The 24905-nt window shown below is 72.9% G+C and carries 21 protein-coding genes and 3 pseudogenes; 10 read left to right on the forward strand and 14 right to left on the reverse strand.

The window, feature by feature from the left end:
- From TR48_RS20470 to gnd, 3 genes and pseudogenes are all read right to left on the reverse strand, one after another.
- Positions 1 to 238 (reverse strand): annotated as a pseudogene (locus TR48_RS20470) (methylmalonyl-CoA mutase); the annotation flags it as partial.
- An 84-nt stretch (positions 239 to 322) separates the two neighbouring features.
- Positions 323 to 454 (reverse strand): annotated as a pseudogene (locus tag TR48_RS45635) (phosphate signaling complex protein PhoU); the annotation flags it as partial.
- A 10-nt stretch (positions 455 to 464) separates the two neighbouring features.
- Positions 465 to 1919, reverse strand: a complete 1455-nt coding sequence (gene gnd / locus TR48_RS20475; RefSeq protein WP_042369428.1) for an NADP-dependent phosphogluconate dehydrogenase — start codon at positions 1917 to 1919, stop codon at positions 465 to 467.
- A gap of 201 nt (positions 1920 to 2120) precedes the next feature.
- Between gnd and TR48_RS20480 the strand changes: the two genes are divergently transcribed.
- Both TR48_RS20480 and TR48_RS20485 read left to right on the forward strand, forming a co-directional pair.
- Positions 2121 to 2678: a hemerythrin domain-containing protein gene (locus tag TR48_RS20480; RefSeq protein ID WP_042369430.1), complete on the forward strand. Its 558-nt coding sequence runs from the start codon at positions 2121 to 2123 to the stop codon at positions 2676 to 2678.
- A gap of 73 nt (positions 2679 to 2751) precedes the next feature.
- Positions 2752 to 3333, forward strand: a complete 582-nt coding sequence (locus TR48_RS20485) for a dihydrofolate reductase family protein (protein ID WP_042369432.1) — start codon at positions 2752 to 2754, stop codon at positions 3331 to 3333.
- A 638-nt stretch (positions 3334 to 3971) separates the two neighbouring features.
- On the opposite strand, the gene TR48_RS20490 is transcribed toward TR48_RS20485, so the two are convergent.
- The 4 genes from TR48_RS20490 to TR48_RS20505 form a co-directional block, all read right to left on the reverse strand.
- On the reverse strand, positions 3972 to 4829 hold the full coding sequence (locus tag TR48_RS20490; RefSeq protein WP_084729589.1) for an MIP/aquaporin family protein: 858 nt from the start codon (positions 4827 to 4829) through the stop codon (positions 3972 to 3974).
- Positions 4830 to 4840: 11 nt separating this feature from the next.
- Positions 4841 to 6376, reverse strand: coding sequence for a DUF2252 domain-containing protein (locus TR48_RS20495; protein WP_084729590.1), 1536 nt, complete (start codon positions 6374 to 6376; stop codon positions 4841 to 4843).
- A 251-nt stretch (positions 6377 to 6627) separates the two neighbouring features.
- Positions 6628 to 6810, reverse strand: a complete 183-nt coding sequence (locus TR48_RS20500; RefSeq protein ID WP_042369437.1) for a hypothetical protein — start codon at positions 6808 to 6810, stop codon at positions 6628 to 6630.
- 524 nt (positions 6811 to 7334) lie between these two features.
- Positions 7335 to 8861 carry an MptA/MptB family glycosyltransferase gene (locus TR48_RS20505; RefSeq protein ID WP_042369439.1) on the reverse strand — a complete coding sequence of 509 codons (1527 nt, stop codon included), beginning with the start codon at positions 8859 to 8861 and terminating at the stop codon, positions 7335 to 7337.
- 401 nt (positions 8862 to 9262) lie between these two features.
- Between TR48_RS20505 and TR48_RS20510 the strand changes: the two genes are divergently transcribed.
- Positions 9263 to 10408 carry a phosphodiester glycosidase family protein gene (locus TR48_RS20510; RefSeq protein WP_042369441.1) on the forward strand — a complete coding sequence of 382 codons (1146 nt, stop codon included), beginning with the start codon at positions 9263 to 9265 and terminating at the stop codon, positions 10406 to 10408.
- A gap of 63 nt (positions 10409 to 10471) precedes the next feature.
- Here TR48_RS20510 and TR48_RS20515 read toward each other — a convergent pair whose 3' ends face one another.
- The gene (locus TR48_RS20515) at positions 10472 to 10942 is read right to left on the reverse strand and encodes a PPOX class F420-dependent oxidoreductase (protein ID WP_042369442.1); all 471 of its coding nucleotides are present in this window, start codon (positions 10940 to 10942) and stop codon (positions 10472 to 10474) included.
- A 100-nt stretch (positions 10943 to 11042) separates the two neighbouring features.
- On the opposite strand from TR48_RS20515, the gene TR48_RS20520 reads away from it, so the two are divergent.
- The 4 genes from TR48_RS20520 (at position 11043) to TR48_RS20530 (ending at position 14905) form a co-directional block, all read left to right on the forward strand.
- Entirely contained in the window at positions 11043 to 11378 is a 336-nt protein-coding gene (locus TR48_RS20520; RefSeq protein ID WP_152628063.1) for a hypothetical protein, read from the forward strand.
- A gap of 68 nt (positions 11379 to 11446) precedes the next feature.
- Complete coding sequence (locus tag TR48_RS20525) at positions 11447 to 13264, forward strand: Xaa-Pro dipeptidyl-peptidase (protein ID WP_152628065.1); 1818 nt, start codon at positions 11447 to 11449, stop codon at positions 13262 to 13264.
- Between the two features lie 323 nt (positions 13265 to 13587).
- On the forward strand, positions 13588 to 13734 hold the full coding sequence (locus TR48_RS40670) for a hypothetical protein (RefSeq protein ID WP_201777141.1): 147 nt from the start codon (positions 13588 to 13590) through the stop codon (positions 13732 to 13734).
- Between the two features lie 289 nt (positions 13735 to 14023).
- Positions 14024 to 14905, forward strand: coding sequence for a universal stress protein (locus tag TR48_RS20530; RefSeq protein WP_042369443.1), 882 nt, complete (start codon positions 14024 to 14026; stop codon positions 14903 to 14905).
- A 280-nt stretch (positions 14906 to 15185) separates the two neighbouring features.
- On the opposite strand, the gene TR48_RS20535 is transcribed toward TR48_RS20530, so the two are convergent.
- A complete protein-coding gene (locus TR48_RS20535; protein ID WP_042369444.1) occupies positions 15186 to 15599 on the reverse strand; it encodes a hypothetical protein in 414 nt (137 codons plus the stop codon).
- Between the two features lie 152 nt (positions 15600 to 15751).
- Between TR48_RS20535 and TR48_RS20540 the strand changes: the two genes are divergently transcribed.
- Positions 15752 to 17521, forward strand: coding sequence for a galactose oxidase early set domain-containing protein (locus TR48_RS20540; RefSeq protein ID WP_042369445.1), 1770 nt, complete (start codon positions 15752 to 15754; stop codon positions 17519 to 17521).
- Positions 17522 to 17607: 86 nt separating this feature from the next.
- Complete coding sequence (locus TR48_RS20545) at positions 17608 to 19920, forward strand: Dyp-type peroxidase (RefSeq protein ID WP_052442818.1); 2313 nt, start codon at positions 17608 to 17610, stop codon at positions 19918 to 19920.
- Positions 19921 to 19933: 13 nt separating this feature from the next.
- Here the strand turns inward: TR48_RS20545 and TR48_RS39015 are convergent, their stop codons facing one another.
- The 5 genes and pseudogenes from TR48_RS39015 to TR48_RS46990 form a co-directional block, all read right to left on the reverse strand.
- Positions 19934 to 20443, reverse strand: a complete 510-nt coding sequence (locus tag TR48_RS39015; protein ID WP_052442819.1) for a hypothetical protein — start codon at positions 20441 to 20443, stop codon at positions 19934 to 19936.
- Positions 20444 to 20577: 134 nt separating this feature from the next.
- Positions 20578 to 21723, reverse strand: a complete 1146-nt coding sequence (locus tag TR48_RS20555; RefSeq protein ID WP_042369446.1) for an NHL repeat-containing protein — start codon at positions 21721 to 21723, stop codon at positions 20578 to 20580.
- Positions 21651 to 21923, reverse strand: a complete 273-nt coding sequence (locus TR48_RS45640) for a hypothetical protein (RefSeq protein WP_236652238.1) — start codon at positions 21921 to 21923, stop codon at positions 21651 to 21653. The genes TR48_RS20555 and TR48_RS45640 overlap by 73 nt, the downstream gene beginning before the upstream one ends.
- A gap of 344 nt (positions 21924 to 22267) precedes the next feature.
- Positions 22268 to 22846 (reverse strand): hypothetical protein, encoded by a 579-nt coding sequence (locus TR48_RS46985; protein WP_052442820.1) that lies wholly within the window; start codon positions 22844 to 22846, stop codon positions 22268 to 22270.
- A gap of 133 nt (positions 22847 to 22979) precedes the next feature.
- Positions 22980 to 23804: pseudogene (locus tag TR48_RS46990) on the reverse strand (NAD(P)/FAD-dependent oxidoreductase); the annotation flags it as partial.
- Between TR48_RS46990 and TR48_RS20570 the strand changes: the two are divergent.
- Positions 23743 to 24840, forward strand: coding sequence for a glycoside hydrolase family 19 protein (locus tag TR48_RS20570; protein WP_304941227.1), 1098 nt, complete (start codon positions 23743 to 23745; stop codon positions 24838 to 24840). The pseudogene TR48_RS46990 and the gene TR48_RS20570 overlap by 62 nt on opposite strands.
- Positions 24841 to 24905 lie beyond the last annotated feature (65 nt).

Below are 24905 nucleotides of genomic sequence, written 5' to 3' on the forward strand. Positions count from 1 at the left end.
GTACGTAGGGGGCGAAGCCGGGGTAGCCGAGGCGGGGGGCCGCGTCCGGCGCGACGTAGAGGGGAGCGGCCACCAGCCCGTCCTCCAGCGCTGTCGCCAGCGCCTCCCCCGCCTCCGCACCCGACACGTCCTTCCCGGACTTGCGCAGCACACCCGACACCAGGCTCTGCCACTGGGCGTGGGTGGCGTCCGGGAATTCGGCAGCGAGGGAGAGCCCGTCGTCGGGCAGGACCGTCATATCAGGATGCTAGAGCAGGGCCCGTGTCGATCTCTGCGTCACCCGGTGTGACGTATCCCTCTCCGGGGCCGTCGACCGCCTGCCCTAGCCGGCCAGGGCCAGGGCGCTGTCCGCACGGTCCGCATGGTCCGCGTGCTCCCCGGTGACGAGGTAGACCACGCGGCGGGCGAGGGAGGCCGCGTGGTCCGCGTAGCGCTCGTAGTAGCGGGCGGCGAGCCGTCCGCGCCTACGACGTCCCGGCGTCCGTCCGGACCTCGGGGCGGCCGGGCTCGGCCCAGCGGGTGTGGTAGACGCCCTCGCGGTCGGTGCGGTGGTAGGTGTGGGCGCCGAAGAAGTCGCGCAGACCCTGGATCAGCGCGGCGGGCAGCCGCTCGCTGCGCAGGGTGTCGTAGAAGGCGAGCGCGGCGGTGAAGGCCGGCGCCGGGATGCCGCGGTGGGCGGCGATGGCCACGACCTCGCGCCAGGGCACCTGGGCGTCGCCGATCTCCTTCGCGAACCCCTCCTCGGCGAGCAGGCTGACCAGGCCGGGGTTGGCGGCGTGGGCGGCGCGGATCCGGTCGAGGAAGGCGGCGCGGATGATGCAGCCGCCGCGCCAGATCCTCGCCACCGCGCCCAGGTCGATGTTCCAGCCGTACTCGGCGGCGCCGTCGCGGATCATGGTCCAGCCCTGGTCGTAGGCGATGATCTTCGACGCGTACAGGGCCTGCTCGACCTGGTCGGTGAAGCGTTCCGCCTCGTGGTGGCGCAGCTCCTGCTCGGTGCCGCCCGCCAGCGGCCGGTAGGCCGCCCGCAGCTCGGCCCGGGAGGAGGCGACCCGGGCGAAAGTGGCCTGGGCGATGGCGGTGACGGGGGAGCCGAGGTCGAGGGCGGTCTGCACGGTCCAGCGCCCGGTGCCCTTCTGCTCCGCGGCGTCCTGGACGATGTCGACGAAGGGCTGCCCGGTCTCGGGGTCGGTGTGGGCGAGGACGTCGGCGGTGATCTCGATCAGGTAGGAGTTCAGGCGCCCCTTGTTCCAGCGGCGGAAGATCTCGGCGATCTCGGCCGGGGTGAACCCGGCGACCTCGCGCAGCAGTTGGTAGGCCTCGGCGATCAGCTGCATGTCGGCGTACTCGATGCCGTTGTGCACCATCTTCACGAAGTGCCCGGCCCCGTCGGTGCCGATGTGGGTGCAGCACGGGTCCCCTTCGACATGGGCGCTGATCTTCTCCAGCATGGGGCCGAGGACGGCGTAGGACTCCGCGGAGCCGCCGGGCATGATCGAGGGGCCGTGCAGCGCGCCCTCCTCGCCGCCGGAGACGCCGGTGCCGACGAAGTGGATGCCGCGCTCCCGCAGCGCCCGCTCGCGGCGGCGGGTGTCCAGGAAGTGCGCGTTGCCGCCGTCGATGATCATGTCGCCCGCCTCCAGCAGCGGCGCGAACTCCTCGATGACCTCATCGGTGGGCTTCCCCGCCTTCACCATGATCAGCAGCCTGCGGGGGCGCTCCAGCGCGGCCACGAAGTCCTCCAGCGACTCCGCCGGGACGAACGTCCCCTCGTGGCCGAACTCCTCGACCAGCGCCCGCGTGCGGGACGGCGTGCGGTTGTGCACCGCCACCGTGTACCCGTTGCGGGCGAAGTTCCGGGCCAGGTTGCGGCCCATCACCGCCAGCCCGGTCACGCCGATCTGCGCCGTTGCCTCCATCGCCTGCCTCCCTGGATTCGTGTGCCCGCGCACGCACCCGGCGCCGCCGGCGGACCCTTACCAGGCTCACCCCCGCCCCCCGATGTCGCCACCGGGTCGGCGCGGGCGACCGACGCGCACGTGTCAGGCCGCGCGGAGGGGGCAGGCGCGAAGCACGTCCATCCCGTGAAACGGAATCGTGAAGAGGAAGGCGGCGGAGCCATGGGCCACGGCGGCAACGTCATCGTCGAGCTGACCACCGACCACCGCGAGGTGGAGTCCATGTTCGAGCAGATCCAGGCCCTTCCGGCGGGGCACCCCGAGCGCCGTGCGATCGCGGACCGGTTCACCGTCGAGCTGGTGCGCCACTCGGTCGCGGAGGAGATGTACCTGTACCCCGCCGTCCGCACCTATCTGCCCGACGGCGACGCGCTGGCCGACCGGGAGCTCGAGGAACACGCGCATGCGGAGGAACTGCTCAAGGTCCTGGAGGGCGTGGAGGTCACCGACCGTCGGTTCGACGAGACCCTCGCCCTGCTGATCGCCGAGGTGAAGGCCCATCTGGCCGACGAGGAGGCGCACCTGTTCCCTGCCCTCGCCGACACCTGCAGCCCCGGCAAGCTCGACACGCTGGGCGACCAGGTCCGCAAGGCCAAGGACCGTGCGCCGACCCGGCCCCATCCGGCCGCCCCCGACACGCCTCCGGCCAACAAGCTGCTCGCGCCGGGCCTGGGCCTGGTCGACCGCGCCCGCGACTTCGTCAGCGGCCGCGGCAAGTAGTTCCGCCCCCTTCGGCTGTCCGGGTCGTAGGGTCGGACCCGTGACTCGGACCCGTGACCGAGGAGGAGCGGCGATGCGCACCGTGATCTGTTCGATGAACGTCTCGCTGGACGGCTACATCGTCGGACCGGACGGGGACTTCGGCTGGACGGCGCCCGACGGGGAGGTCTTCCGCTTCGTCACCGACGAGATCCGGGAGGTCGGCGTCTACCTGCTGGGACGCCGGCTCTACGAGACGATGCTGTACTGGGAGACCGCCGTCGAGGATCCGTCGCTCTCGGCGCCGATGCGCGAGTGGGCCGGGCTCTGGAATCCACTGCCGAAGGTGGTCTTCTCCACCACGCTCTCGGCGGTGCGGGGCCAAGCGCGCCTGGCCTCCGGCGGCGTGGCGGAGGAGATCGAGCGGTGGCGGTCCGAGCCGGGGGAGGGCCACATCGCGATCGGCGGCGCGACCCTCGCGGCCGAGGCCGCCGCGCTGGGCCTGATCGACGAGTACCGGGCCAGGGTCTGCCCCGTCCTGGTCGGCGGCGGCATTCCTTTCTTCCCCCGGGACGAGCGCCGGGTCGATCTCGAACTCCTGGAGACGCGTACCTTCGGCTCGGGACTGGTCCTCCTGCGCCACCGCGTCGTGCGTGAGGCCGGGTCCAAGGTCTAGGCGGGGTCGGTCAGCCGGTCGTCGACCCGTCCTGGAGCACGCCGAGAGCGATTCCGAAGCCGGTGACGGTCGGACAGAAGGCCACACAGGAGCGGGGGTCGTGACGACCCAGCGGCCCCAGGCCACGGCCGCCGGCGGCGGCAGGCAACCCGCCAGCAGCAGCGCGACGGCGAGGCGCGTCCCGTGTGACCCAGGTGCCGGGGCGGCGACGGCGGACTGGACGAGGATCGCGATCAGGATGCACCAGACCGCCGGACGCAGAAGCCGGGCGCGCTGTTCACGCCGCACCCGGGCACGGTCGATCGCCGCGCCCAGACGCGGGCTGACCGCGATCGACGTGCTCTCCCCAAGATCCGCCGTGATCCGAAGGATCGGGGCACTCGGCCCGACGGGGCTGCCGGGGCCGAGGAGGGCGACGAGGCCGGGGCCGGGGCGCGCGGCCACCGGATCAGGCCCGCGGCGCGGCGGCCACCAGCCCGGGGGCCCGGCGCGCCTTGACGCGCACCACCGCGAGCCGGGCTCAGGTAGTCGTCGTCGTCATGGCTTCAAGCGTGCCGATCGCGGCAGCGCGGCACCTCGGCCCCGGAGTGGACCCCGGGTTGATTCGCCTCACCCCGTGGGTTGAGAGCCGGGTGACCTCACGGCTTGCCCGGCTCGTGCACGTCCGTGAAGAGGTCGCCCTGGGCGGCGGCCGCGCCGGACGCCCCGCCGCCCCTGCCACGCAGCACGTAGGCGATCGCGACGGCGAGGGCGGCGCCCGCCAGCGGTCCGGCCACGTAGACCCAGTAGTCGGGGAAGGCGGCGGCGACCAGGTCCGGGCCGAAGGTGCGTGCCGGGTTCATGGACGCGCCCGAGATCGGGAAGCCCCACAGCCCGGCCAGCGCGATGTAGCCGCCGACGCCGAACGCGCCGATGATGCCCACGTTCTGCGCCCCGGACGCGGTGCCCAGGATGACGCTGACCAGGCCCGTGGTCAGCGCGAACTCCATCCAGAAGGCGGCCACGGCCGAGTAGCCGTGCGCGGGCTGGTTGGCCCCGTAGCGGGCCGAGACGTCGACCACCCCGCGCAGGAACAGCGCCGCCAGCGTGGCGCCGACGAGCTGCACGACCACGTAGCCGGGCACCCGCCGCCAGGGGAAGTCCTGCCGCAGGGCGAAGGCGACACTCACGGCCGGGTTCAGGTGCGCGCCCGAGACCTTGCCCATGAACAGGATGATCGCCATGACCATGAGCCCGGGCGCGACCACCGCGGCGGCGTTGCTGATCGCGCCCGGGAAGGCCTTGCCCGTCATCCCGCCGCCGGCGGCCACCAGCACCAGCAGAAAGGTGCCGAACAGCTCGGCGAAGAGCCGCCGCCACTCCTGTCGCGGATCCTGGAAGTCCTGGATGCGCGTAAGGACGCCCTGCTCGTAGCGCGCGATCGGGCCCAACACCCGGGCGCTCTCCGGCGACGGCGGCTGTGACGGCGGCGGTGGGGGCTCCGGCTGCTCGGTCATGGGGTTCCGTCCTACAGGCCGAGCTCGACGGTGATCCGGTTCTCGCGGTCGGCCTGCTGCAGCGCCGCGAAGTCGATCTCGTTCTGGTCGGCGTACAGGGCCGAGAACTCCGCGACGGCCTGAGCGAAGGTCTTGTCGTCCCCCAGGTACGCGGCGATGGCGATCGAGTCGCCCGAACGGGCGTGCGCGCGGGCCAGGGTCCACCCGCACAGGCGCCCGTACATGGCCAGCCCGGTCGGGACCAGCTGCTCGATGTCCACGGAGCCCTTCCAGTCGGCGAGCTGGCGGATGTAGAAGTCCCGCCGCTGGCCGTCGATCCCCTCCGCCGACTCCCATCCGAGGAAGATGTCGCTCGCGGCCTGCATCAGCCGCTGGCCGTGGACGACCCGTTCGCCCTCGTTCGCGAAGCTCGGGCCGCCCTGGACGACGTCCTCCAGGACCGAGCGCTGGGCCTCCTTGATCTGCAGGAACAGCGGATCGTCGGAGTCGCGTCCGGTGAACAGGGCGATCCAGCAGCGCGTCCCCACGCTGCCGACCCCGACCACCTTGCGCGCCATGTCGACCAGCTCGAAGGACTCCATCAGCACTCGCCGGTCCGACTGCAGGGTGGAGCGGTACCGCGCCAGCAGCGACTGCATGACCGCGTGGAAGGTGGACTGCAGGTCCCCGGGGAGCAGGTCGGCGACCGGCACGATCAGCGGCGGATCCGCGATGATCCGCCGCTGCCCGTCGACCGTCTCGGTGAGCTTGCGGAAGGCACGCAGGCTGTCGTGGGCCTGCGCCTTGGCCACACCCTCCTTGAGCATGGCCTTGCGGGTCTTGTTCAGGTGCGAGGCGAGCAGGCTGCGCACCTCCTCCACGTCCGCGCTGGCGTACCAGACGTCCAGGTTGCGCATGCCGGCGAAACCGGCCATGGCCTTCTGATAGCCGCGGACCGCGGCCGTCACGATCTTGCGGCGTTCCTTGCGGGAGAAGGAGTTCTCCCGCGCGGCGATCTCCAGGCTGGCCGCCAGCCGCTTGACGTCCCACTCCCACGGGCCGGGGTAGGTCTCGTCGAAGTCGTTGACGTCGAACATCAGGCGCCGCTCGGGGGAGGCGAACAGCCCGAAGTTCGACAGGTGGGCGTCGCCGCAGAGTTGGGCGGTGAGGCCCGAGACGGGCGTCCCGGCGAGATCCTCGGCCATGACCGCGGCGGCCCCGCGGTAGAAGGTGAACGGCGAGACCAGCATCCGACCGTAGCGCACCGGCACCAGCTCCGGCACCCGTGACTGCGCCTGACGCTCCAGGATCGCCACCGGATCCTCCCGGCCGGGGCCCGCGCCGAACTGCTCGTGTTCGGCGAGCGGCACCTTGGCCCGGGCGCGTTCGCCCAGCTCGGCGCGCTGAGCCGGCGTCAGGCGCGGTGGGCGCGGCTCGGCCGCCGCACTCGGTTTGGCGGGGGCCGCCCGCTTGGCCGGCGCCGCTTTCTTGGCAGCGGCGGTCTTCTTGGCCGGGACGGACCGCTTGCGGGCGGCAGCGGCGGCCCTCCGGTCGGGGGCGGCGCTCATGAGGCCACGCCGCACGCGCCGGGGTGACCGTCCGCCCCAGGTTCCCGCCCGCGCGGACCGGGACCGGCGTCCTTCGGCGGCTCGCCCGTGGCCACGCCCGTGTCACCCATCGCATGCCTCCGCTCCACGGCGCTGCCGTGCCGTCGCGAAGCCTTCGGGATGCCCGGGACGGAGCGCCGACCGCTGGTGTTTCCGTCATTAGACCCGGCACGGGGAGCGGATGCATGCCACCGGCCCCGCATGTCGTCCGATCAGCGGACAGCGGGCTCCTGCTCGGGCTCCTGCTCCGGATCCTGCGCGTGCGGCGGCTCGCTCGTCAGGACGACCGGCGCTGCGGCGCGCCTGCGCGACCGGGTCGCCCAGCTCTCGATGGTCAGCCACACGAGCAGGACGAACAAGGGGGTCAGCAGGACGAGCAGAGTGACGGTGATCAAGGGAGCTCTCCGTGCGGTCGTCGGGCCGGTGACGTTGCCGCCGCCGGGCGGAACCGGAGTGCCGGGCCGGTGTGCCGGGCGCGTCCAGCCTCGCCCACGGGGTTCGCGTGGGCATGCGGGCGCGGAGGGCAGCCACCCGGATGCCCCCCTGAACCGGGGCCCTTCGGGTGACGGGCAGAGCGCGCCCGGCTGTTGTCAGTGCCGGTCACCACAAGGATCAGCATGACGAAGCCTCACTACGGCTCCGGCGAGTCGGGCCTGGACGACGAGACCTACGACCGCCTGCCGCGCGCAATCACCGCCTGGGAGGAGGCACCCCGGGCAGATCGCGGCGGACTTCCCGTCCCGGCAGGTCGCGGCCGGGGCGACCACGGGCGACGTCGAGCACTCGGGTCGACGGTCTGCGAGCTGCTGAAGGGCCGAGGAGTACGGGCGGTCGACGCCGAACCCACCCCTCGGCGCAGCTCGCCGACGCGATCCCCGCCGTCGCCGCGCGAGCAGGCTGCGGCCGGCGGCTCACGCGGTCACTGCCGCAGGGGGTGGTGGCGTGTGTCCAGCGGGGGGCGGTGGTAGATCCGGCGCAGGCAGACGCACACGACCAGGGCGACGAGCGCGGCCTGCAGCACGGGCACGAGCCGGTACCCGACCTCGAACGCCACCCGGCCGAGCCCGTGCGGATGCAGCGTGACCGGGCGGCCGGGGTCGAACGGCAGGGTGAGCAGCGTGGTGTGCGCCAGCAACACGAGATCGAACCAGGAGCGCGGCAGCAGGGCCAGCAGCACCCAGGCGACGCAGTCGTACCAGGGGCGGACGTAGGCCGTGGTGAGCAGGTACGCCGCGACGAGGGCCAGCATGGTGCGGGCGGTCGACCGCACCAGGTCGTTCTCCTGGACGGGCGGCAGTGCGCGCAGCAGCAGCGCCGCCAGCACCGCCATCAGCAGCAGCTCCAGAACGGTGGTCGCGGTGCGCGCCCCGGGCGTGCCGAAGGCGGGTACGAGCACGTGCTGCTCGCCCAGGATCCACGCCGTGCCGATGGTGACGCGCTCGCTGACGTCCGCGGCGTTGCGGAGCGCGTCCAGCGCCAGGGCGTAGCCGGTCGCCGCCACCGCGAGGGCGGCGACCACCGCCCGGACGAGCGAGCGACGGTCCCGGCGCAGACTCCAGGCGAGTGGGACGACCAGCGCGCCGAGCGTCGGCTTCACGGCCGCGGCCGCGCCGAGCGCGAGTCCGGCCACGACGGGGGAGCGCCGCAGCGCGAGCAGCGCGCAGGCCACCAGGAACGCCCCCAGGACGTCGACGTGCTGGCCGACGATCAGGTTCCACCACAGCACCGGGTTGAGGGACCACAGGAGCTGGGTCCGCACCCGGCGGCCCGGATCCGGTCCCGCCAGTCGCAGCAGCAGCGCGCCGACGCCGAGGAACGCGGCCGCGCTGAGCAGGGACAGCAGCCACACGACGCGCTGCGTGGACGGCCCGCCGAGCGCGGCGGCCGCCCACTGGGTCCCGGCGACCAGCGGGCCGTAGACGGAGGGGACGTGCAGCCACGGCTCGGCGACCGCCACCTTGCCGACCGGGTCGCCCGCCCGGGCCAGCTGCCAGGGTGTCGTCCGGTAGGGGTCGAGGCCGAGTACGGCCATCCGGCCGTAGGCCGCGTAGTTGAGCGGATCGGTGGTGCCCAGCGGGGGCACGCAGGTCAGCGCGGCCACGGCCGCGCCACTACCGAGCAGCAGCCTGGCCGGGGACGGCGACCACCCGCGTCGCGCGGCGGCGATCCCGGCGACCACCGCCGCCGCGCCCAGCAGCAGGACCAGGGCCACCAGGACGTAGACCAGCAGGTCCTGAGGGTGGGCCCGCACGAACCACGGCGGCGCCTTCCCGGCCGGCCCGAACCAGGGCTCGGCCGCCGAGGGGCCGAGCAGGCCAAGAACGACGATCAGCGCCGCGCACAGGGCGCACAGCGCCATCGCCGCAGCACCCAGGAGCCGCGCCCGCCGAAGGCGGCGGCGCTGCGGCGTGGCGGGAGGGCGGGCTGCGGAGACGTCGTCCAGCATGCGTGCGACCTCGCATCCCTTCGGACCGGGCGCTGAGCTGTGCGGGCCCGGCCCGCATCGCCTTTCCCTCCGAAGCTAGGCCCGCCGTCCGCCCGGCGCCCATCGGACCGCCCAGAGGGGTGACCACAGGGGTGACCTGAGGGGTGACCGAAGGGGTGACGCCGGACCGGCTCGACTGGCGAGCCCGGACCGCCCCGGGTTGCATGGGTCCGGCGGATACCTGTTCGAGGCAGCCTTCGAGGCGGGAGAGGCGGAGCGTCATGCGGGAACAAGAGGTTGAGAACCCGACCGAACCGGACGCCTCCGCCTCCGCGCGGGCCGTGGCGGATCCGCCGCCCCCGCCGCCCCCGTCGCGTCTGTCGCGGCGTGCTCGATGGGGCCTGCGGATACGTCGCCGTCGCGTGGCAGGGCCGATCACGCACCGGCGTTGGATAGCGCGGCGCGTCCTGCGCGGCGTCCTCGCGGTCGTCCTGGTGCTCGCCCTGTGGACCGGTTACTCGGTGTACGGAGCGCTGGCGGCTCCGGGAACCGACAGCACCGCGGCCCGATTGGCCGAGTGGGGCCGGGATCACGGACTGAACTGGGCGATCAACTGGCTCGAGGTGCAGACGTACACGCCGCCCAAGGCCGGAGGCAGCGTACCGCCGGACGCGCTGGCGCGGATGCGCGCCGCGCAGCAGCAGCAGGAACTGGCGCGCAAGTCGGCGATCACCCTGCACCCGCCCGTCCGGACGCTCGTCGATCCGCCGCTGCCGGGGGAGGGGGACTTCAGCCCGCTGGTCGAGGAGCACGGCCAGCCCGTGGTCCAGAGCGCGACCATGCGCCCCGACACCCAGTACACCTCGTTCCCGGTGGGCGTGGTGTGGATGAAGCAGAGTGCGCTGTCGTTCGCGCTCCACCCCGGTTTCCAGGAACCGGGCGGCAGTTGGAGCGTTCCAGCCTCGGTCCCCGCAGGGCAGCGGCACGGCCTGGTCGCCACCTACAACGGCGGCTTCAAGGTGTCCAACGGCGACTCCCACGGCGGGTTCTACCTCGACGGCCGAACGGTCGGGACGCTGCGCGACGGCGCCGCCTCGGAGGTGTTCTACAAGAACGGATCGCTGCGGATCGGCGTGTGGGGACAGGACGTGGGCATGACGCCGGACGTGATCGGCGTCCGCCAGTGCCTGGTGCCGCTGGTCGCCCACGGCCAGGTCACCTCGGACGTCTACAACGGCGGCACGGCTACGTGGGGATTCACCGATCAGGGCATGCCGTTCGTGCCGCGCTCCGGGGTCGGCGTCGACAAGAACGGCGACATCATCTACGTCGGCGGGCGCGTCCTGTCCGTGCAGACGCTTGCGGTGCTGCTCCAGCGCGCGGGCGCGGTCACGGCCATGATGCTCGACATCAACCTCAGCTGGCCGTCCTTCATCTCCTACGACGGATCCCGCGACGCGGCCGACCCGACCCCGCACAACCTCGTCAACTTCGTCCGCCCCGCCGATCGCTATTACCAGCCGTCGAGCCGCGACTTCGTGGCCGTGTACGCCCGCCCGCACCAGTGAGCCCATGCCGGCGCCGCTCCGGGCCCTGCGCGGGAGCGGGAGCTTGCGCGGGAGCCGCGCCGGTCAGCCGAGGCGGGCGGGGAAGCCGCCGGTGGCGATCGGACCCCAGCGGTCGGGCGTGACGCGCAGCAGCGCCTTGCCCTGCTGGACCATCGCGTCGCGGTACTCGGCCCAGTCCGGGTGTTCGCCGGAGATGTTGCGGAAGTACTCGACGAAGGCGTCGAGCGCGGACGCTCCGTCGGCGGCTTCGAGCACCTCGGCGCGGCCGTCGACCTGCACCCAGGCACCGTCCCACGCGTCGGACAGCACCATGACGCTGACCTCGGGGCGGATGCGGGCGTTACGGGTCTTGGCGCGCTCGGGGTAGGTGGAGATGACGATCCGTCCGGCGTCGTCGACCCCGCCGGTCACGGGGGACGCCTGCGGCGCCCCGTCGGCGCGCCGGGTGATCAGGATCATGCGGTGGCGCGGGCGGACGAACTCCAGCAGGTCGTCACGCCCGACCTTGGTGTTGGTCGCGATGCTGCGTGCCATCAGTTCGCTCTCCTCACGGCCGCCGTGGGCGACCCTGGTACGGCGGCCATGGATTGAGATCTTCCGGGTGTGAAGCCTATGCCAGGGCGTCCTGGCATTGGTGCTCATCTCGATGCGGCGCGCCCGCCGTTGCGGACACGAGGCGCACGGCGCCGCGGGCGGCCCGGATCTGTACATCGACGCGGACGGCTTCCACGAGTCGTACTGCGCCGACCTTCCCGCCGAGCTGGCCCTGTCCATGAGCCTCGCCCAACGGCCCATCGCGGCGGCGGCGTTCGCCGAGAAGGCCACGGGAGCCGGCTGGAAGACCGCGCCGTCCTGGTGCCTGATCGCCCGGCACGACAACGCCCTCTCCCCTGAACCAAACCTGGTAGGGGTCGACCGGCCCGGCGCAGGGCCCCTCGGCGCGCCGGCCCGCAGGCCGCACCTGTCGTGAGCGAATGTCATGCGCATGGCTGGGTAAGGTCTCCGGTCGTGAAACCTCACCGCATACGTCCGGTGGCGATGATCGCCACCCTGCTGCTCGCCCTCGCCGCCGCGCTGCTGGCGACCCCTGCCAGCGCGGCCTGGGCCGGCCCCGTGCGCAACGGCGCCAGCCAGCCCGTCTACTCCTACGCCAAGGCGATCCGCGAGACCGTCTGGGTCGACACCGGGCTCGACGGCAACCACGACGGCCACCACGACCGGGTCGCCGCCGACATCATCCGGCCCAGCGAGCCGGCCCGGGCCGGCGTCAGGATCCCCACGATCATGGACGCCAGCCCGTACTACTCCTGCTGCGGGCGCGGCAACGAGAGCCAGGTCAAGACCTACGACGCGCAGGGCCGCCCGGTCCGGTTCCCGCTCTTCTACGACAACTACTTCGTCCCGCGCGGCTACGCCGTGGTGCTGGTGGACCTGGCCGGCACCAACCGCTCCGACGGCTGCGTGGACGTCGGCGGCCCCTCCGACATCACCAGCGCCAAGGCCGTGATCGACTGGCTGAACGGCCGCGCCACCGGCTACAGCACCCGGGCCGGGACCGGCCGCGTCGCGCCGACCTGGAGCAACGGCTCGGTCGGGATGATCGGCAAATCCTGGGACGGCACCGTCGCCAATGGCGTGGCTGCCACCGGCGTCGCGGGCCTGAAGACCATCGTGCCGATCTCCGCGATCAGCTCCTGGTACGACTACTACCGCTCCCAGGGCGCCCCGCTCTACAGCGGAACCCCCGCCGACCTGGCCGCCGAGGTCGAGGACCCGGGAGACGCGGCCACCTGCGGCGCTGAGCAGAAGGCGCTGGCGGCCGGCTCACCGGCCGACGGGGACTGGTCCGCGCTGTGGCAGCAGCGCGACTACGTCCTGTCCGCCCACAAGGTGAAGGCCAGCGTCTTTGTCGTGCACGGGATGCAGGACCTCAACGTGCGCGACATCAACTTCGGGCAGTGGTGGAACGCGCTGTCGAGCACTGGCGTGGACCGCAAGATCTGGCTGTCGCAGACCGGGCACGTCGACCCCTTCGACTACCGCCGCGGCTCCTGGGTCGACACCCTGCACCAGTGGTTCGACCACTACCTCATGGGCGTGGACAACGGCGTCCAGAAGCAGCCGGTCGCCGACATCGAGCGGACCCCCGACCACTGGACCACCGAGGCCGCCTGGCCTGCCCCCGGCACCGCCAGGACCGCTGTGCACCTCAACCCCGGCGTGCTGGGCGGCCGTGCGAACAGCGGCAAGGTCTCCTTCACCGACGACCCGAGCAAGGGCGAGAACGACTGGGCCGCCGAGGTGGGCCAGGCCACTGCGGAGAAGACCGCCTTCACCACCGGCCCGCTGCGCCGGGCCCTGCACCTTTCCGGCAGCGGCTCGTTGACGCTGACCGTCAGCTCCAGCACCAGCAGCGCCCGTCTCAGCGCGGTGCTCGTCGACCTCGGTCCGGCCACCATCCGCAACTACCTGGGCGACGCAGAGGGCATCACCACGCTCACCACCCGCTCGTGCTGGGGCGAGAGCACCGCCGGGGACAGCGCCTGCTTCCTGGACACCAAGGCCGACACGATCGTGGTGAACGCGACGGTGTTCAGCCGCGGTTGGGCCGACCTCGGTCACTACGCCGGGCTGGACCACACGGGGAGCCTAACCCCGGGCAAGCCCTACACGATGACCTTGCAGCTCGCGCCGAGCGACCACGTGATCCCCGCCGGACACCGGCTGGCCCTGATCGTGGCCGGTACCGACAACGGCCTCATCAACCCGCCGGACACCCACCCGCAGCTCACCGTCGACCTGACCCGGTCGTCCCTGACCGTGCCCTTGGTCGGCGGCGCCCTCCCGACCCCCTGACGGCCCCCGCACCGCCCGCCCCCCGGCACCGGCACCTGCTGTGCGGCGGGTGGCAGGCGGTGCGGCACCGGCGCCGGTCTGCCCCCGCGGCCGGGCCACACCGACTCGCGGATTCCGGACGGCTTGACGCCCCTTCGGCTCCTGCTCCCCGCGCTTCTGGCGCGGATCACCGCGAACCCGGCCCCCGACCACCAGCCCGGGATCCCTGACGGTGAGGCCGTGGTCCGCATCCCGTTCCGGACGATCCCCGATCTCCGGAAGGCCGGACCTGGCCTGGATGAACTGTCGGGGCTCGGGATAGACGCCCGGCCCTGGACCACTTCATGCTCACCCGTGTCCGCCTGTGGCTGGACAAGGGACAGAAGTTCGGACTCAAGGGCCACGGCTACGTGCGCGTCAACCTGGGCTGCCCCCGCGCCACGGTCGACGAGGCGATCCAGCGGCTGACGGCGGCTGTTGCGGCTCCGTGAAGTCCTGCGCGCCACGTGCCCGGAGGCTTACGGGCCGTTCGGCCCTGGCCCGGGGGACGGCCCGGCCCAAGCGGCGGGCCCGGCCCGGGGTGCAGGGTGGGAGCAGCGGCCGGCGACAGGCCCGAGGGCCGGCGGAGCGGGTGGTGAATCGCTGCACCGGCGGCCCCGTCGGGCGCGCAGGTCGGCGTGGTCAAGCGGGCAGCCCTGCCGACGGCGTTCCCGAGGCCGGCCAGCCGCTGAACGGCGGTGCCAGTTCGACCCGGAAGTTCGACCCGGAAGGAGCCTCCCGATGAACGTCCCGGCCGCGCGTGAACCCGTCCTCGTCGGTGTGTCCCGGTCTCCGGCAACGGTGTGGGCGGTCCGGTGGGCGGCCGACCAGGCGGCCGCCCGGACCCTGCCGCTGCTGATCGTCCACGCCCAGGAGTGGCCCTCGGCCGTCTCCCCGGACGTGGAGCCCGGCGGCTCGGGACACCTGTGGGCGGCGCACTTCCGGGCCGCCGGACAGGCCTTGGTCGAGACGGCGCGGGCGGAGGCGCTGCAGTTGCGCCCGGAACTCGATGTGAGCGTCCTGGTGGCCGAGGGGCGCCCGCACGACGTCCTGCGCAGGTTCGGAGGCGAGGCGTCCCAGGTGGTGGTCGGGACGCGCCTGCTGAGCGAGGTGGAGTCGCCGTTCGTCCGCAGCCGCGGAGCCGGCCTGCTGGGACGCCTCGCCTGTCCGCTCGCCCTGGTGCCACGGCTCCTGGAGCCGCTGCCGGAGCACGGCGGCATGGTCGTCGTCGGGGTGGACGGCTCCGCGGTGTCGGAGGCGGCGGTCGCCTACGCGTACGAGGAGGCCGCGCTGAACGGCGCCCGGCTGGTCGCCGTCGAGGTGAGGCGCCCTCACCAGGCCGCGCGCGAGGGGTTCCACGAGGAGTCCCGCTTGGACCTGGGGGAGGCGCTGGCCGGCTGGCGGGAGAAGTATCCGCAGGTCGAGGTGGAGCAGGAGGTCCTCACCGGCTACCCGGCCCATCTGCTCGCCGAGGCGGCGCGGCACGCGCGCTGCCTGGTCGTCGGCACCCACGGGCGCAGCGGCTGGCGCGACGCCGTGCTGGGCTCGACGGCCCGCTCGCTGGTCCACCGCACGCACGGCCCGCTGGTCGTCGTGCCGCCGCAGTACGCGGGGGAGGCGTGACGCGGACGCCGGGGAAGGAAGGTGGCTCAGCCCGCACGGGGCGGGGGGACGACGATCTGCGGGGGGCCTGCAGATCAGGCCGTGGACGCCGAGGCTGCGCCGCAGCAGGGCGTGCGACGAGCCTCCACGGCCACGGCTCACCAGCAGTCCGAGGCGTTGAAGTCCGCGCCGGAGGCGTTCGCGTACTTCGACCGGCACCCGGTCGGCTGGACCGAGGCGAGAGGCGAGACGGTCGGCCCCTGCGCGTTCGGGCGCAGGGGCCGCGTCGGGGCCGTGCGGGTCAGTCGCCGGGAGCGGTCTGGCCCTCGGTGCAGACGATCTGAAGGGTCAGGTCGGCGGGCTCGGTCGCCTCGTTGTGGCGGGCGAGGGTGGCCTTGTCGACGGCGACGGTCCAGCCGGTGGCGTCAGCGGTGGGGCGGCTGGAGAGGACGTCGTCCGGCGTGGGGGCGAGCTGGCGTCCAGGCGGGGCGGAGACGGTGAATCCGCCGCCGAGGACGTTCTCGTCCGGCGGGCACATGAGGCTGTGCTCGGTGCCGTCGGCACCGCCGGGGATCAGTCTTCCGATGACGGCGTGGGGTTGCATGGCCCGGGGCGTGCCGGGCGTGCCGGCGGCTTGAGCGCCGCCGCCGCTGGTGAGCAGGAGCAGCGCGGTGGCTGCCGCCGCGAGGGCCGCGCGGCTGGGGTTGGGGGTCACTTCGGCGTCCGTTCTGTCGACGGGTCGAATGCACGGCCATTTGAGCATGTGCACGCTCATCTTCTCGGCTGCGCCGCGCGTGTCTGCACACGAACGGTCCTTGCGGCTGCTTGTCTGGCTGCCGTCAGCTACGAAAAGGAGTGTCCCTCTCCATGCGACACAGACTGTCCGCGGCGCTCGTGGCCTGCGCCGCTCTCGCCCTCAGCACCACGACCGCGCTGTCCACCGCGCTTCCGTCCACCCGGGGCTACGCCGCCGACCAGCCCCCCGGCGCGCGCAGCCTGCGCGGGGTCGGCGACTATCCGGACCCGATCCGTGCGCTGCGCCTGAAGACGCTCACCGACTCGCAGGCCGCGCTCAACGCCAAGTACACCGACCTGGGCCGGTTCGGGCGGTTCACCGACTTCTTCCCCTCCCCGGACTTCGGCGACCACATCGCCCTGCTGCCCACCGGCAAGGTGCTGCTGTTCTCCTTCGAGCGGATCACCACCAACCCCCAGCAGGAGCCGGCGCCGACGCAGACGATCGGCAAGGAGAACGCCGGGCGCGCCTACCTGTGGGACCCGAGCCTCGGCACCGGGCCCAACGCGTTCAAGGCCGTGCCGCCGCCGGTGGTGAACGTGGACGACGGGCTCGACCAGCCGCGCCCGGCCCCGCTGTTCTGCGCCGGGCACGCCTACCTGCCCAACGGCATGGTGGCGGTCTTCGGCGGCAACTTCGGCGGCAACAACGGGGCCGGCACCCGCTTCTCGTTCGTCTTCGACCCGTGGACGGAGAAGTGGCTCCGCCAGCAGGACATGTCCGTCGGCCGCTGGTACCCGACCGTGGTCACCGGCGCGGACGGGCGGCAGACCATCATGTCCGGCCAGACCGAGCTGGGCTGGGGCACGGCCACCCCGATCATCGAGCGCTTCCCGGCGGCCGGGACGGACGTCACCTACGGCCGGGACTTCACTGAGAACAACCCGGTGGACCAGTGGCAGAAGGCCGACGCCCCCTACCGGATGGACTACCCGCACCTTTTCTCGCTCAACGACGGGAAGATCTACGGCTTCGGTCGCGACGCCGACCAGCAGTTCCTCTTCGACCCCGTCAAGGAGACGCGCACCCAGCTGCCCAACCGCCCCGACGGCGGACTGCGGATGTACGGCTCGGCGGTCGCCCTGCCCAACGGCACCGCGGGGCCGAACTCGGTGCTGATCCTGGGCGGGAACCGGGACGACCCGAACACCTACCTGTTCTCCGGCGGCCGGTGGACCAAGAGCACCCCGCGCGCCTTCGGTCGGGCCATGGACGACACGCTCATCATGCCCGGCGGCAACCTGTTCACCGTCAACGGCTCGTACGGCATCCGCGACTACGGGTTCGGCGACCTCAACCCGAACGCCGACCTGAAGTACCGTCAGACCGAGTCGCGGGACGCAAACGGCACCTGGACCCTGGGGCCCGCCCAGCGTATTCCGCGCGGCTACCACTCCAACGCCGTCATCCTGCCCGACGGCCGGGTCATGGTCACCGGCGACGAACTCCAGGAGCTCGCCACCAATCCGGACATCAAGAACCCGAACGCCAACGGCTCCATCGAGATCTACGAGCCGCCGTACCTGTTCCAGGGCCCGCGTCCCAGCCTCACCGACGTGCCCACCCGCGCGCAGGGCTACAACCGGTTCTTCCCCGTCGACACCACCTCGACGACCGTCACCAAGGCCGTCCTGCTCGCGCCGATCACCTCGACGCACTCGGTGGACACCAGCCAGCGCTACCTCGAACTGCCGATCGCCGAACGGTCCAACGGTCAGCTGCTGCTGAAGACGCCGCCGTCACCCGAGGCCGCGCCGCCCGGCTACTACATGCTGTTCCTTCTCGACGCCAAGGGCGTGCCCAGCATGGCGAAGTGGATCCAGCTCAGCCCCAACGGCTGACCCGCCGCCGACCACCCCGCTCGGGCGGCCGCACACCCCCGGCCGCCCGAGAGCCGATCCCGCGCACCACTCCGAGCGGAGCTCCCATGACCACCACGTCCGCCACCCCGCCCCTGCCTCTGCGCGACAGCACCGAGATCCAGGGCGACGTCATCGCGGGCTTCCGCAAGGACTTCGTCTGCCTGCTCTTCCTCCAGTTCGTCGACCGGACGCGGGCCCAGGCCTGGCTCGCCGATCTCACCCCGAAGATCGCCACCACCCGACAGGTCGCGGCGTTCAACCGCAGGTTCAGCTCGGCCCGCAGGACCTCGGGGGGCGACGATCCGGAGACGCTGAAAGCCACCTGGCTCGGCGTCAGCTTCACCCACCCCGGCATCCAACTGCTCTCCGGCGACCCGGCGCCCGTTCCGCGCGCGCCCGAGGGCACCACGCTGGAGGCCTTCGCCGCAGGGGCCTGGGAGCGCGCGGTGGACCTCGGCGACGTCGACGACAGCGCCCGGGAGCACTGGCTCTTCGGCCACAACGGCGGCCGGACCATCCACGCCGTCCTCACCGTCGCCTCCGACGCGCCGGAGGACCTCCAGGTCGCCATCGAGGCGCAGCGCGAAGCCGCCACCCGCGCCGCCGCGGTGATCGTGTTCCAGCAGAACGCCGCCACTCTGACCGGGGAGCGCCGCGGCAAGGAGCACTTCGGCTTCAAGGACGGCGTCAGCGAGCCCGGCGTGGCGGGCTACGACGAGGAGGACCCCCGGCGCAAGGGCTACGCCAAGGCGCACCCGGGCACCCGGCTCGTCCCGCCCGGCGAGTTCGTAGTCGGCCACCCCAGAGTCGAGGTCGAGGGCGACCGCCGCCGCTACCCCGCGGCGGACATGCCGTCGTGGATGACCGACGGCTCCTTCCAGGTGATCCGCCGCCTCGCGCAGGACGTGCCCGGCTGGTGGGCCCAGGTGGCCGACCAGCTGGCGACGCTGAAGCAGGTCAAGGGGGCCGTGCCCGCGAACGCCGGCGTCGAGTGGCTGGCGGCCAGGATGGTCGGCCGCTGGCGTTCGGGCGCCCCGGTCCACACGTGCCCGACCCACGACCCGGTCAACGACCCGTCCGCCACCAACGACAACGACCTCAGCTTCGCCGACGACCCGGACGGACTGCGGACCCCGCTCTTCTCCCATCTGCGGCAGTCCGCCCCGCGCGACGGCCTGGTCGACGGCGGCCCGGTGCCGGAGAGGTTCATGGACGCCCGGCGGATCATGCGCCGCGGCGCGCCCTACGGCCAGCCCTTCGACCCGACCTCTGGAACCGCGGGCGGCCCCGACGCCGCGCGCGGCCTGCTCTTCGTCTGCTACCAGGCCGATCTGGTCGAGCAGTTCGAGTTCATCCAGAAGCACTGGATCAACACCGACGACTTCCCTCCCGGGCGCAAGGCCAAGCCCGGCCCCGACGGGATGATCGCGGGACGGCTGCCGGACGAGAACGCCGGCGTGCTCCACTACGAGAGCGCCGCACCGGACGGCACGGGCCGGACGACCACTCCGCTCGAGGTCCGGCGCTTCGTCCGTACCGAGGGCGCCGTCTACGCCTTCGCCCCCTCGATCAGCGCCCTCAAGGCGCTCGCCCAGGGCCGGCTGCCGGGCGGCACACCGACCGCCGCCCGCGTCGACGCGCTCCTGGCCGTGCCCGATGTCCAACGCGTCGGCGGGGCCAGCCACTTCTGGATGTTCCAGCGGGACCGGCTGCGGACCGTCGTGCTGCCGGACGGCCAGGACACCACGGACCTCGTGCTGCGGCCCACCCAGGACTTCGCCGGTTGGCCCGCGCTGGAGGGTGTGAGCTCGGTGGACACGATCGTGCCGATCCCGGACCTGCAGCGGGTCGGGGGCAGGAGCCGGTACTGGCTCTTCCACACCGTGTCCGGGACGCAGGTCTACCGGATCGTCTCGGTCGCGGACGGGGCCGCGCACACCACCAAGGTCGAGGTCGCCGACCGCGGCCTGGACCTGTGGCGCTCTCTGGCGGGCGTCTCCCGCGTCGACGCGGTGCTGCCGGTGCCGGACATGCAACGGGTGGGCGGCGTCAGCTGGTACTGGGTCTTCCACACCGTCGCCGCGGGTGGGCGCGAGCGCCAGGTCTACCGGCTGGTCTCCATCGCCGACGGCGACCGGCACACCGACACCCGCCTCCGCGACGACGCGGGCCTGGACCTGTGGCCGTCCCTGACGGGCATCGACCGCGTCGACGCCTTCCTGCCCGTCCCCACGATGCAACGCGCGGCGGGCAAGAGCCACTTCTGGGCCTTCCACCCCGGCGGCGTCCGCACCGTCAGCATCGCCGACGGCGAACAGCACACCGACACCCGCGTCCACGACGACCGCCCCCTGCGCGACTGGGTCAACCTCGGCTGAACGCGCGGGTGCTTCAGAGGGTGGTGCCGCGTGCCGGGGCGGTGGCCGGGCCGAGGCGCAGCCGGAAGCAGCACAGGGCGAGGAGCGCTCCCTCGATGAAGAGCGCTGCCAGGCCCAAGGGTTCGAGCCAGTTGCCGACGTCGCCGTTGTCGAAGGGGACCGCCGTGCTGCGGGTCAGGACATAGCCCCCGAGCGCCGCGCCGGCGGTGAGCGCGGTGGCCTGCCACAGGCGCGGGCTGTCGGTGCGGACCAGGGCGACGGCCAGGCCCGCAGCGGTGAGCGCGAGACCGGCGAACAGCACGGCGAGCCCCGGCATCTGGTGCGCGGTGTCCGGGAGTTGGACGAGGTGGACGAGCGCGGTTCCGGCGAGCGCGACGATCGCCACACCCCGCGCGAGCAGCGCGGCGGAGCCGCGGCCCTGGACGGCGTTCGCGTCGGCGGCCCCGTGGGCCGAGCCGGCGCTCGGGTTGACGGTCGGGCCGTCGACGCGGGTCGTGCTCGCGGGGCCGGGTTGGAGGTTCATGGCGTGGACTCCTGACGTGCTGTGTGCGGACGTGCTGTGTGCTGAGGCGCGGCGGGCGCAGGGTGTCCTGTCCCGGGCCCGCCGCGGTGTCCGAGTGACGGCGGGCCGAGGTGTGTCGCGCCCGCGCGCGAGGTTCAGTGGAGGATGTTCAGCGTGTTGCTGTCGTCGTTGACGTAGTCGACCGTGCGCGGGTGCGCGGTGGCCGCGAGGCCGAACAGGGCACCGCCGGGCTGGTCCTTGGGGTCCAGGTCACGGGTGGCGACGTGGGCGCCGCCCGGGGTGAGTTCGACCAGGTTGTTGTCGGCGCCGTTGACGGTGAGCAGGTCTCCGTTCGGTGCCAGGGCCAGACCGAGCGGTCCGTTCAGCGGGCTGCCGGAGGCCACGGTGGTGGCGGCCGCGCCCGCGTCGACGGGGGAGGTGCGGGTGACCGCGTCCTGGATGCGTGCGATACGGGAGTTGACGGTGTCGGCCACGAAGAGCGTGCCGTCGGGAGTGAGGGCCACGCCGGTGGGGCCGACGACGAGGGCGTTCGGGTCGGTGTGCACGGACAGGCCGTCGGCGACCACCGTGCTGGAGCGCACCTGCGGCATGCCGCCGCCGAGGTCGAGCGCGAGGCGCACGACGTCGCCCTTGGTGGTGGAGGCCGGCTGCCCGTGCGTGATCCCGTTCAGGACGTTGCTGACGAACAGGTCGGCGCTGGCGCCGTTGTCCAGGGCGGTGGCGTCCCAGGGGCCGTCGATGCCGTGTCCGGTGATCGTCTCGCGGACGTGACCTCCGGCGTCGAGCACGATCAGCGCGCCGCCGCTCATGGTGGCGGAGCTGCCGTCCGTGGTCGGCAGGCTGCCGACCACGACCCAGCCGGAGCGCAGCACCACCAGCGCGGTGGTCAGTCCCACCCCGCCGGGGGCGGTGCCGTTCGGAATGTGGGCGAACAGCGTCTGCCTCCCGTCGGGGGAGACCTGCACCAGGGTGGTGCCCCGGCCCTGCTGGCCGCTATGGGCGGAGGCGGTGGGCGCGTTGTTGAAGTTGCTGACCAGGACGTCGCCCGCGACGAGCCGGCCATGACTGTCGGGGACGACCGCCACGCCGTACGGGTTCACGTCGCCGTTCGCGGGGACCGTGGAGGCCAGCTTCTGGTTGTGGGTCAGCGGCGTGACGAAGCCGCTGCCGGCCGTGCCGGGCATGCCGGCCGCGCCGGCGGGTGAGGCTACTGTGACCAGTCCCGCGCCGAGCGCCGCAGCGGCGGCGACCGCGCAGGAGGCGAAGGGATGGAGCCGCATGGTCCCTCCCTTTCTCGTCGGGAGTGTTCCTGCTCTCCTACGCGCCTGCGCGGTGGGGGGTTCAGCGCGGGCCCCGGCGTTCGGGACGCCGACCCGGTGGGCAGCGCCGCCGCGATGCCGTTCGGCAGGCCCGTGATGTGGGCGGCGACCACGGCGTCCCAGTCGTCCTGGCGCAGCTCGTCGAACGGCGAGACCGCCATGGTGCCCGCGCTGGAGACCAGGACGTCGAGCCGGCCGACGCGGTCGACGCAGGCGTCGGGTCAGGCGCTTCAGGTCCTCGCGGCGCGTGACGTCGACGACGACCCCGACGGCCGAGCCGCCCTGGCGGAGGAGCCGCCTTTAGAGGTCCTGCGAGCCTGGGCCCGCCTCTTCCTGGACTGCGTGACCACCAAGTACGGCGTGATCGACGCGCTGCCCGCCATCGACGCGACGGAGAGCAACCCCCACGGCCACAGCTGGGACGCTCGACCTCACCCTGGACGGCCTGGCGACCCGTCGCTGGCGTCGGGGGGGAACGGGAGCCGTGACCGGGTGCGGTCGGTCCTCAGGAGCGCAGGTGCGCGAAGAGCCTGGCCAGCAGACGGGTCGTCGCCTTGCTCCCCATCACGGCCGGGTTGAGCAGCGGACGGTAGCCGTAGCGGGCGAAGACCTGCTCGGCGACCAGGTTGCCGAGCCGGTAGTGGGCGCGCCAGCGGCGGTCGACCTCGGCGGGATAGTGCAGCAGGGCCTGTTCCCTGCGGGTGCCGGGCGGTCGCGTCAGGGCCAGCGTGACGGCGTCCGCGGCGATCTCGCCGGCCTCCATGGCCTGGGCGATGCCCTCACCGCTCCACGGGCTGACCATGCCCGCGCTGTCCCCGACCACCAGGAGGCCGTCCCGGTACTGCGGGCGGCGGTTCAGGCCCATCGGCAGCGCGGCGCTGCGCAGCGGGGACGCCGCGGCGGACTCGTCGAGCTTCCAGTCCCCGGGCAGCCTGGTGACCCACTGCTGGAAGGTGGCGCGCAGGTCGGTGGCGCCGTGCCGGCGGTGGGGGACGCCGCCGAGACCGAGGTTGACCCGTCCGTCGGCGAGCGGGAAGAGCCAGCCGTAGCCCGGCAGGGCGGCCTCGTCGCCGGCGCGGCTCACGTCCGCCCACAGGTGGAGGCGCTCGTCCTCGTGGAAGGCGTCGGTGCGGTAGTAGCGGCGGGCGGCGGGTGGCGATCGGGGTGCGGGTGTCGCGCGGCCAGCCGGTGGCGAGGGCGGAGCGGGCCGAGACGCCGTCCGAGGCGACCACGACGGCGGCCCGGTAGGCGACCGGTTCGCCGTCGGGGGAGGTGGCGGTGACGCCTGTGACGCGTCCAGCGGCGTCCTTCAGCGGGGCGGTGACCTTCGTGCGGGTGTGCAGCCGGGCGCCGGCGGCCTCCGCGTGACGGGCGAGGAGCTCGTCGAAGTCGTGCCGGCTGCGGGTGAGCCCGAAGTCGGGATAGCGCCCGGTGTCGGGCCAGTCGACCTGGATCTCGCGGCCGTCGCAGTGGACGTGCACACCGCGGTTCCGTCGCCAGCCCGGTGTCGTGATGTCGACGCCCATGCGGAGCAACTGGTGGACGCCGCGCGGCGTGAGTCCGTCGCCGCACACCTTGTCCCGGGGGAACTCGTCCTTCTCCAGCAGCACGACGTCCACACCCGCGCGAGCCAGATGCACCGCGGTGGCGGAGCCCGCCGGGCCCGCGCCGATGACGACGACCTGCGCGTCCTGTCCGTCCGACATGCCAACTCCCCTGTGTTCGGGCCAAGGTAACAGCCAGTTGCGGAATCGTGACGGCGATGCTGTGAAAGTGTCGGAAGTGTCGCGCGGTGGTGGGGGCCGCCGCGGCCCCGCCGCGCCCCTCATACGGTGTGCGGCGCCCTGCGCGACAACGGAAGGGATTATTGGTCGTGTTCTGTCAGAAATCGCCTCGCGGCTCTTGACTGGTCTGGACCAATAGCGCTTTGCTGCTGTGGGTCTCCACTCACCCCCACACCCGGAGTGGCCCATGCGATCCGTGTCCCCAACGCCCCACCGCGGCAGGCGAATCGCGGCGCTGCTGACCGTCCTGGTCGGCATCCTCGGTTCGTTCACCGTCCTCGGCGCCGCGACCCCCGCGATGGCGGCTGACTGCGCCGCGGCCTGGAGCTCCAGCGCGGTCTACACCGGCGGCATGACCGCCTCGTACCACGGCGACAACTGGCAGGCGAAGTGGTGGACGCAGGGCGAGACGCCCGGCGTGGCCGACGTCTGGGCCGACCAGGGCGCCTGCAGTTCCGGCGGTTCCGGCGGTTCCGGCGGCGGGAGCACCGGCGGCTGCGACTACCCGGCCTGGGTGGCCGGACAGTCCTACGCGACCGGCGCCATCGTGCAGTACACCCCCAACGGCCAGTACTACATCGCCACCCACGACAACCCGGGCTACGACCCCACCATCAGCACCTGGTACTGGTCCCCCTACAGCTGCACCGGCGGCTCCGGGGGAGAGGGCACCGGCGGCTCCGGCGGATTCGTGGTCAGCGAGGCGCAGTTCGACCAGATGTTCCCGAACCGGAACTCCTTCTACACCTACAGCGGTCTGGTGGCCGCGCTGAGCGCCTACCCCGGCTTCGCCACCACCGGCAGCGCCACCGTGCAGAAGCAGGAGGCCGCGGCCTTCCTGGCCAACGTCGACCACGAGACCGGCGGCCTCGTCTACATCAACGAGGTCGACCAGTCGGGGAACTACTGCGCGAGTGAGCCCTACGGCTGCCCCGCCGGCACGTACGCCTACTACGGCCGCGGTCCGATGCAGCTGAGCTGGAACTTCAACTACAAGGCGGCCGGTGACGCCCTCGGCATCGACCTGCTGGACAACCCCGGCCTGGTCGCCTCCGACCCGGCGACCTCCTGGAAGACCGGTCTGTGGTACTGGAACACCCAGACCGGACCCGGCACGATGACCGCCCACGACGCCATGGTCAACGGCGCCGGCTTCGGCGAGACCATCCGCAGCATCAACGGCAGCGTCGAGTGCAACGGCGCCAACACCGCCGAGATGCAGGACCGGGTGAACGACTACCTCTCGTTCACCTCCATTCTCGGCGTCCCCGCAGGCTCCAACCTCACCTGCTGACAGAGGCCGACCGCGTGCCACCGGCCGCCGCCCAGACTGGGCGGCGGCCGGTGGGGCGTCCGGTC

The organism is Streptacidiphilus neutrinimicus (assembly GCF_000787815.1).
GTDB classification, from domain to species: Bacteria; Actinomycetota; Actinomycetes; order Streptomycetales; family Streptomycetaceae; genus Streptacidiphilus; species Streptacidiphilus neutrinimicus.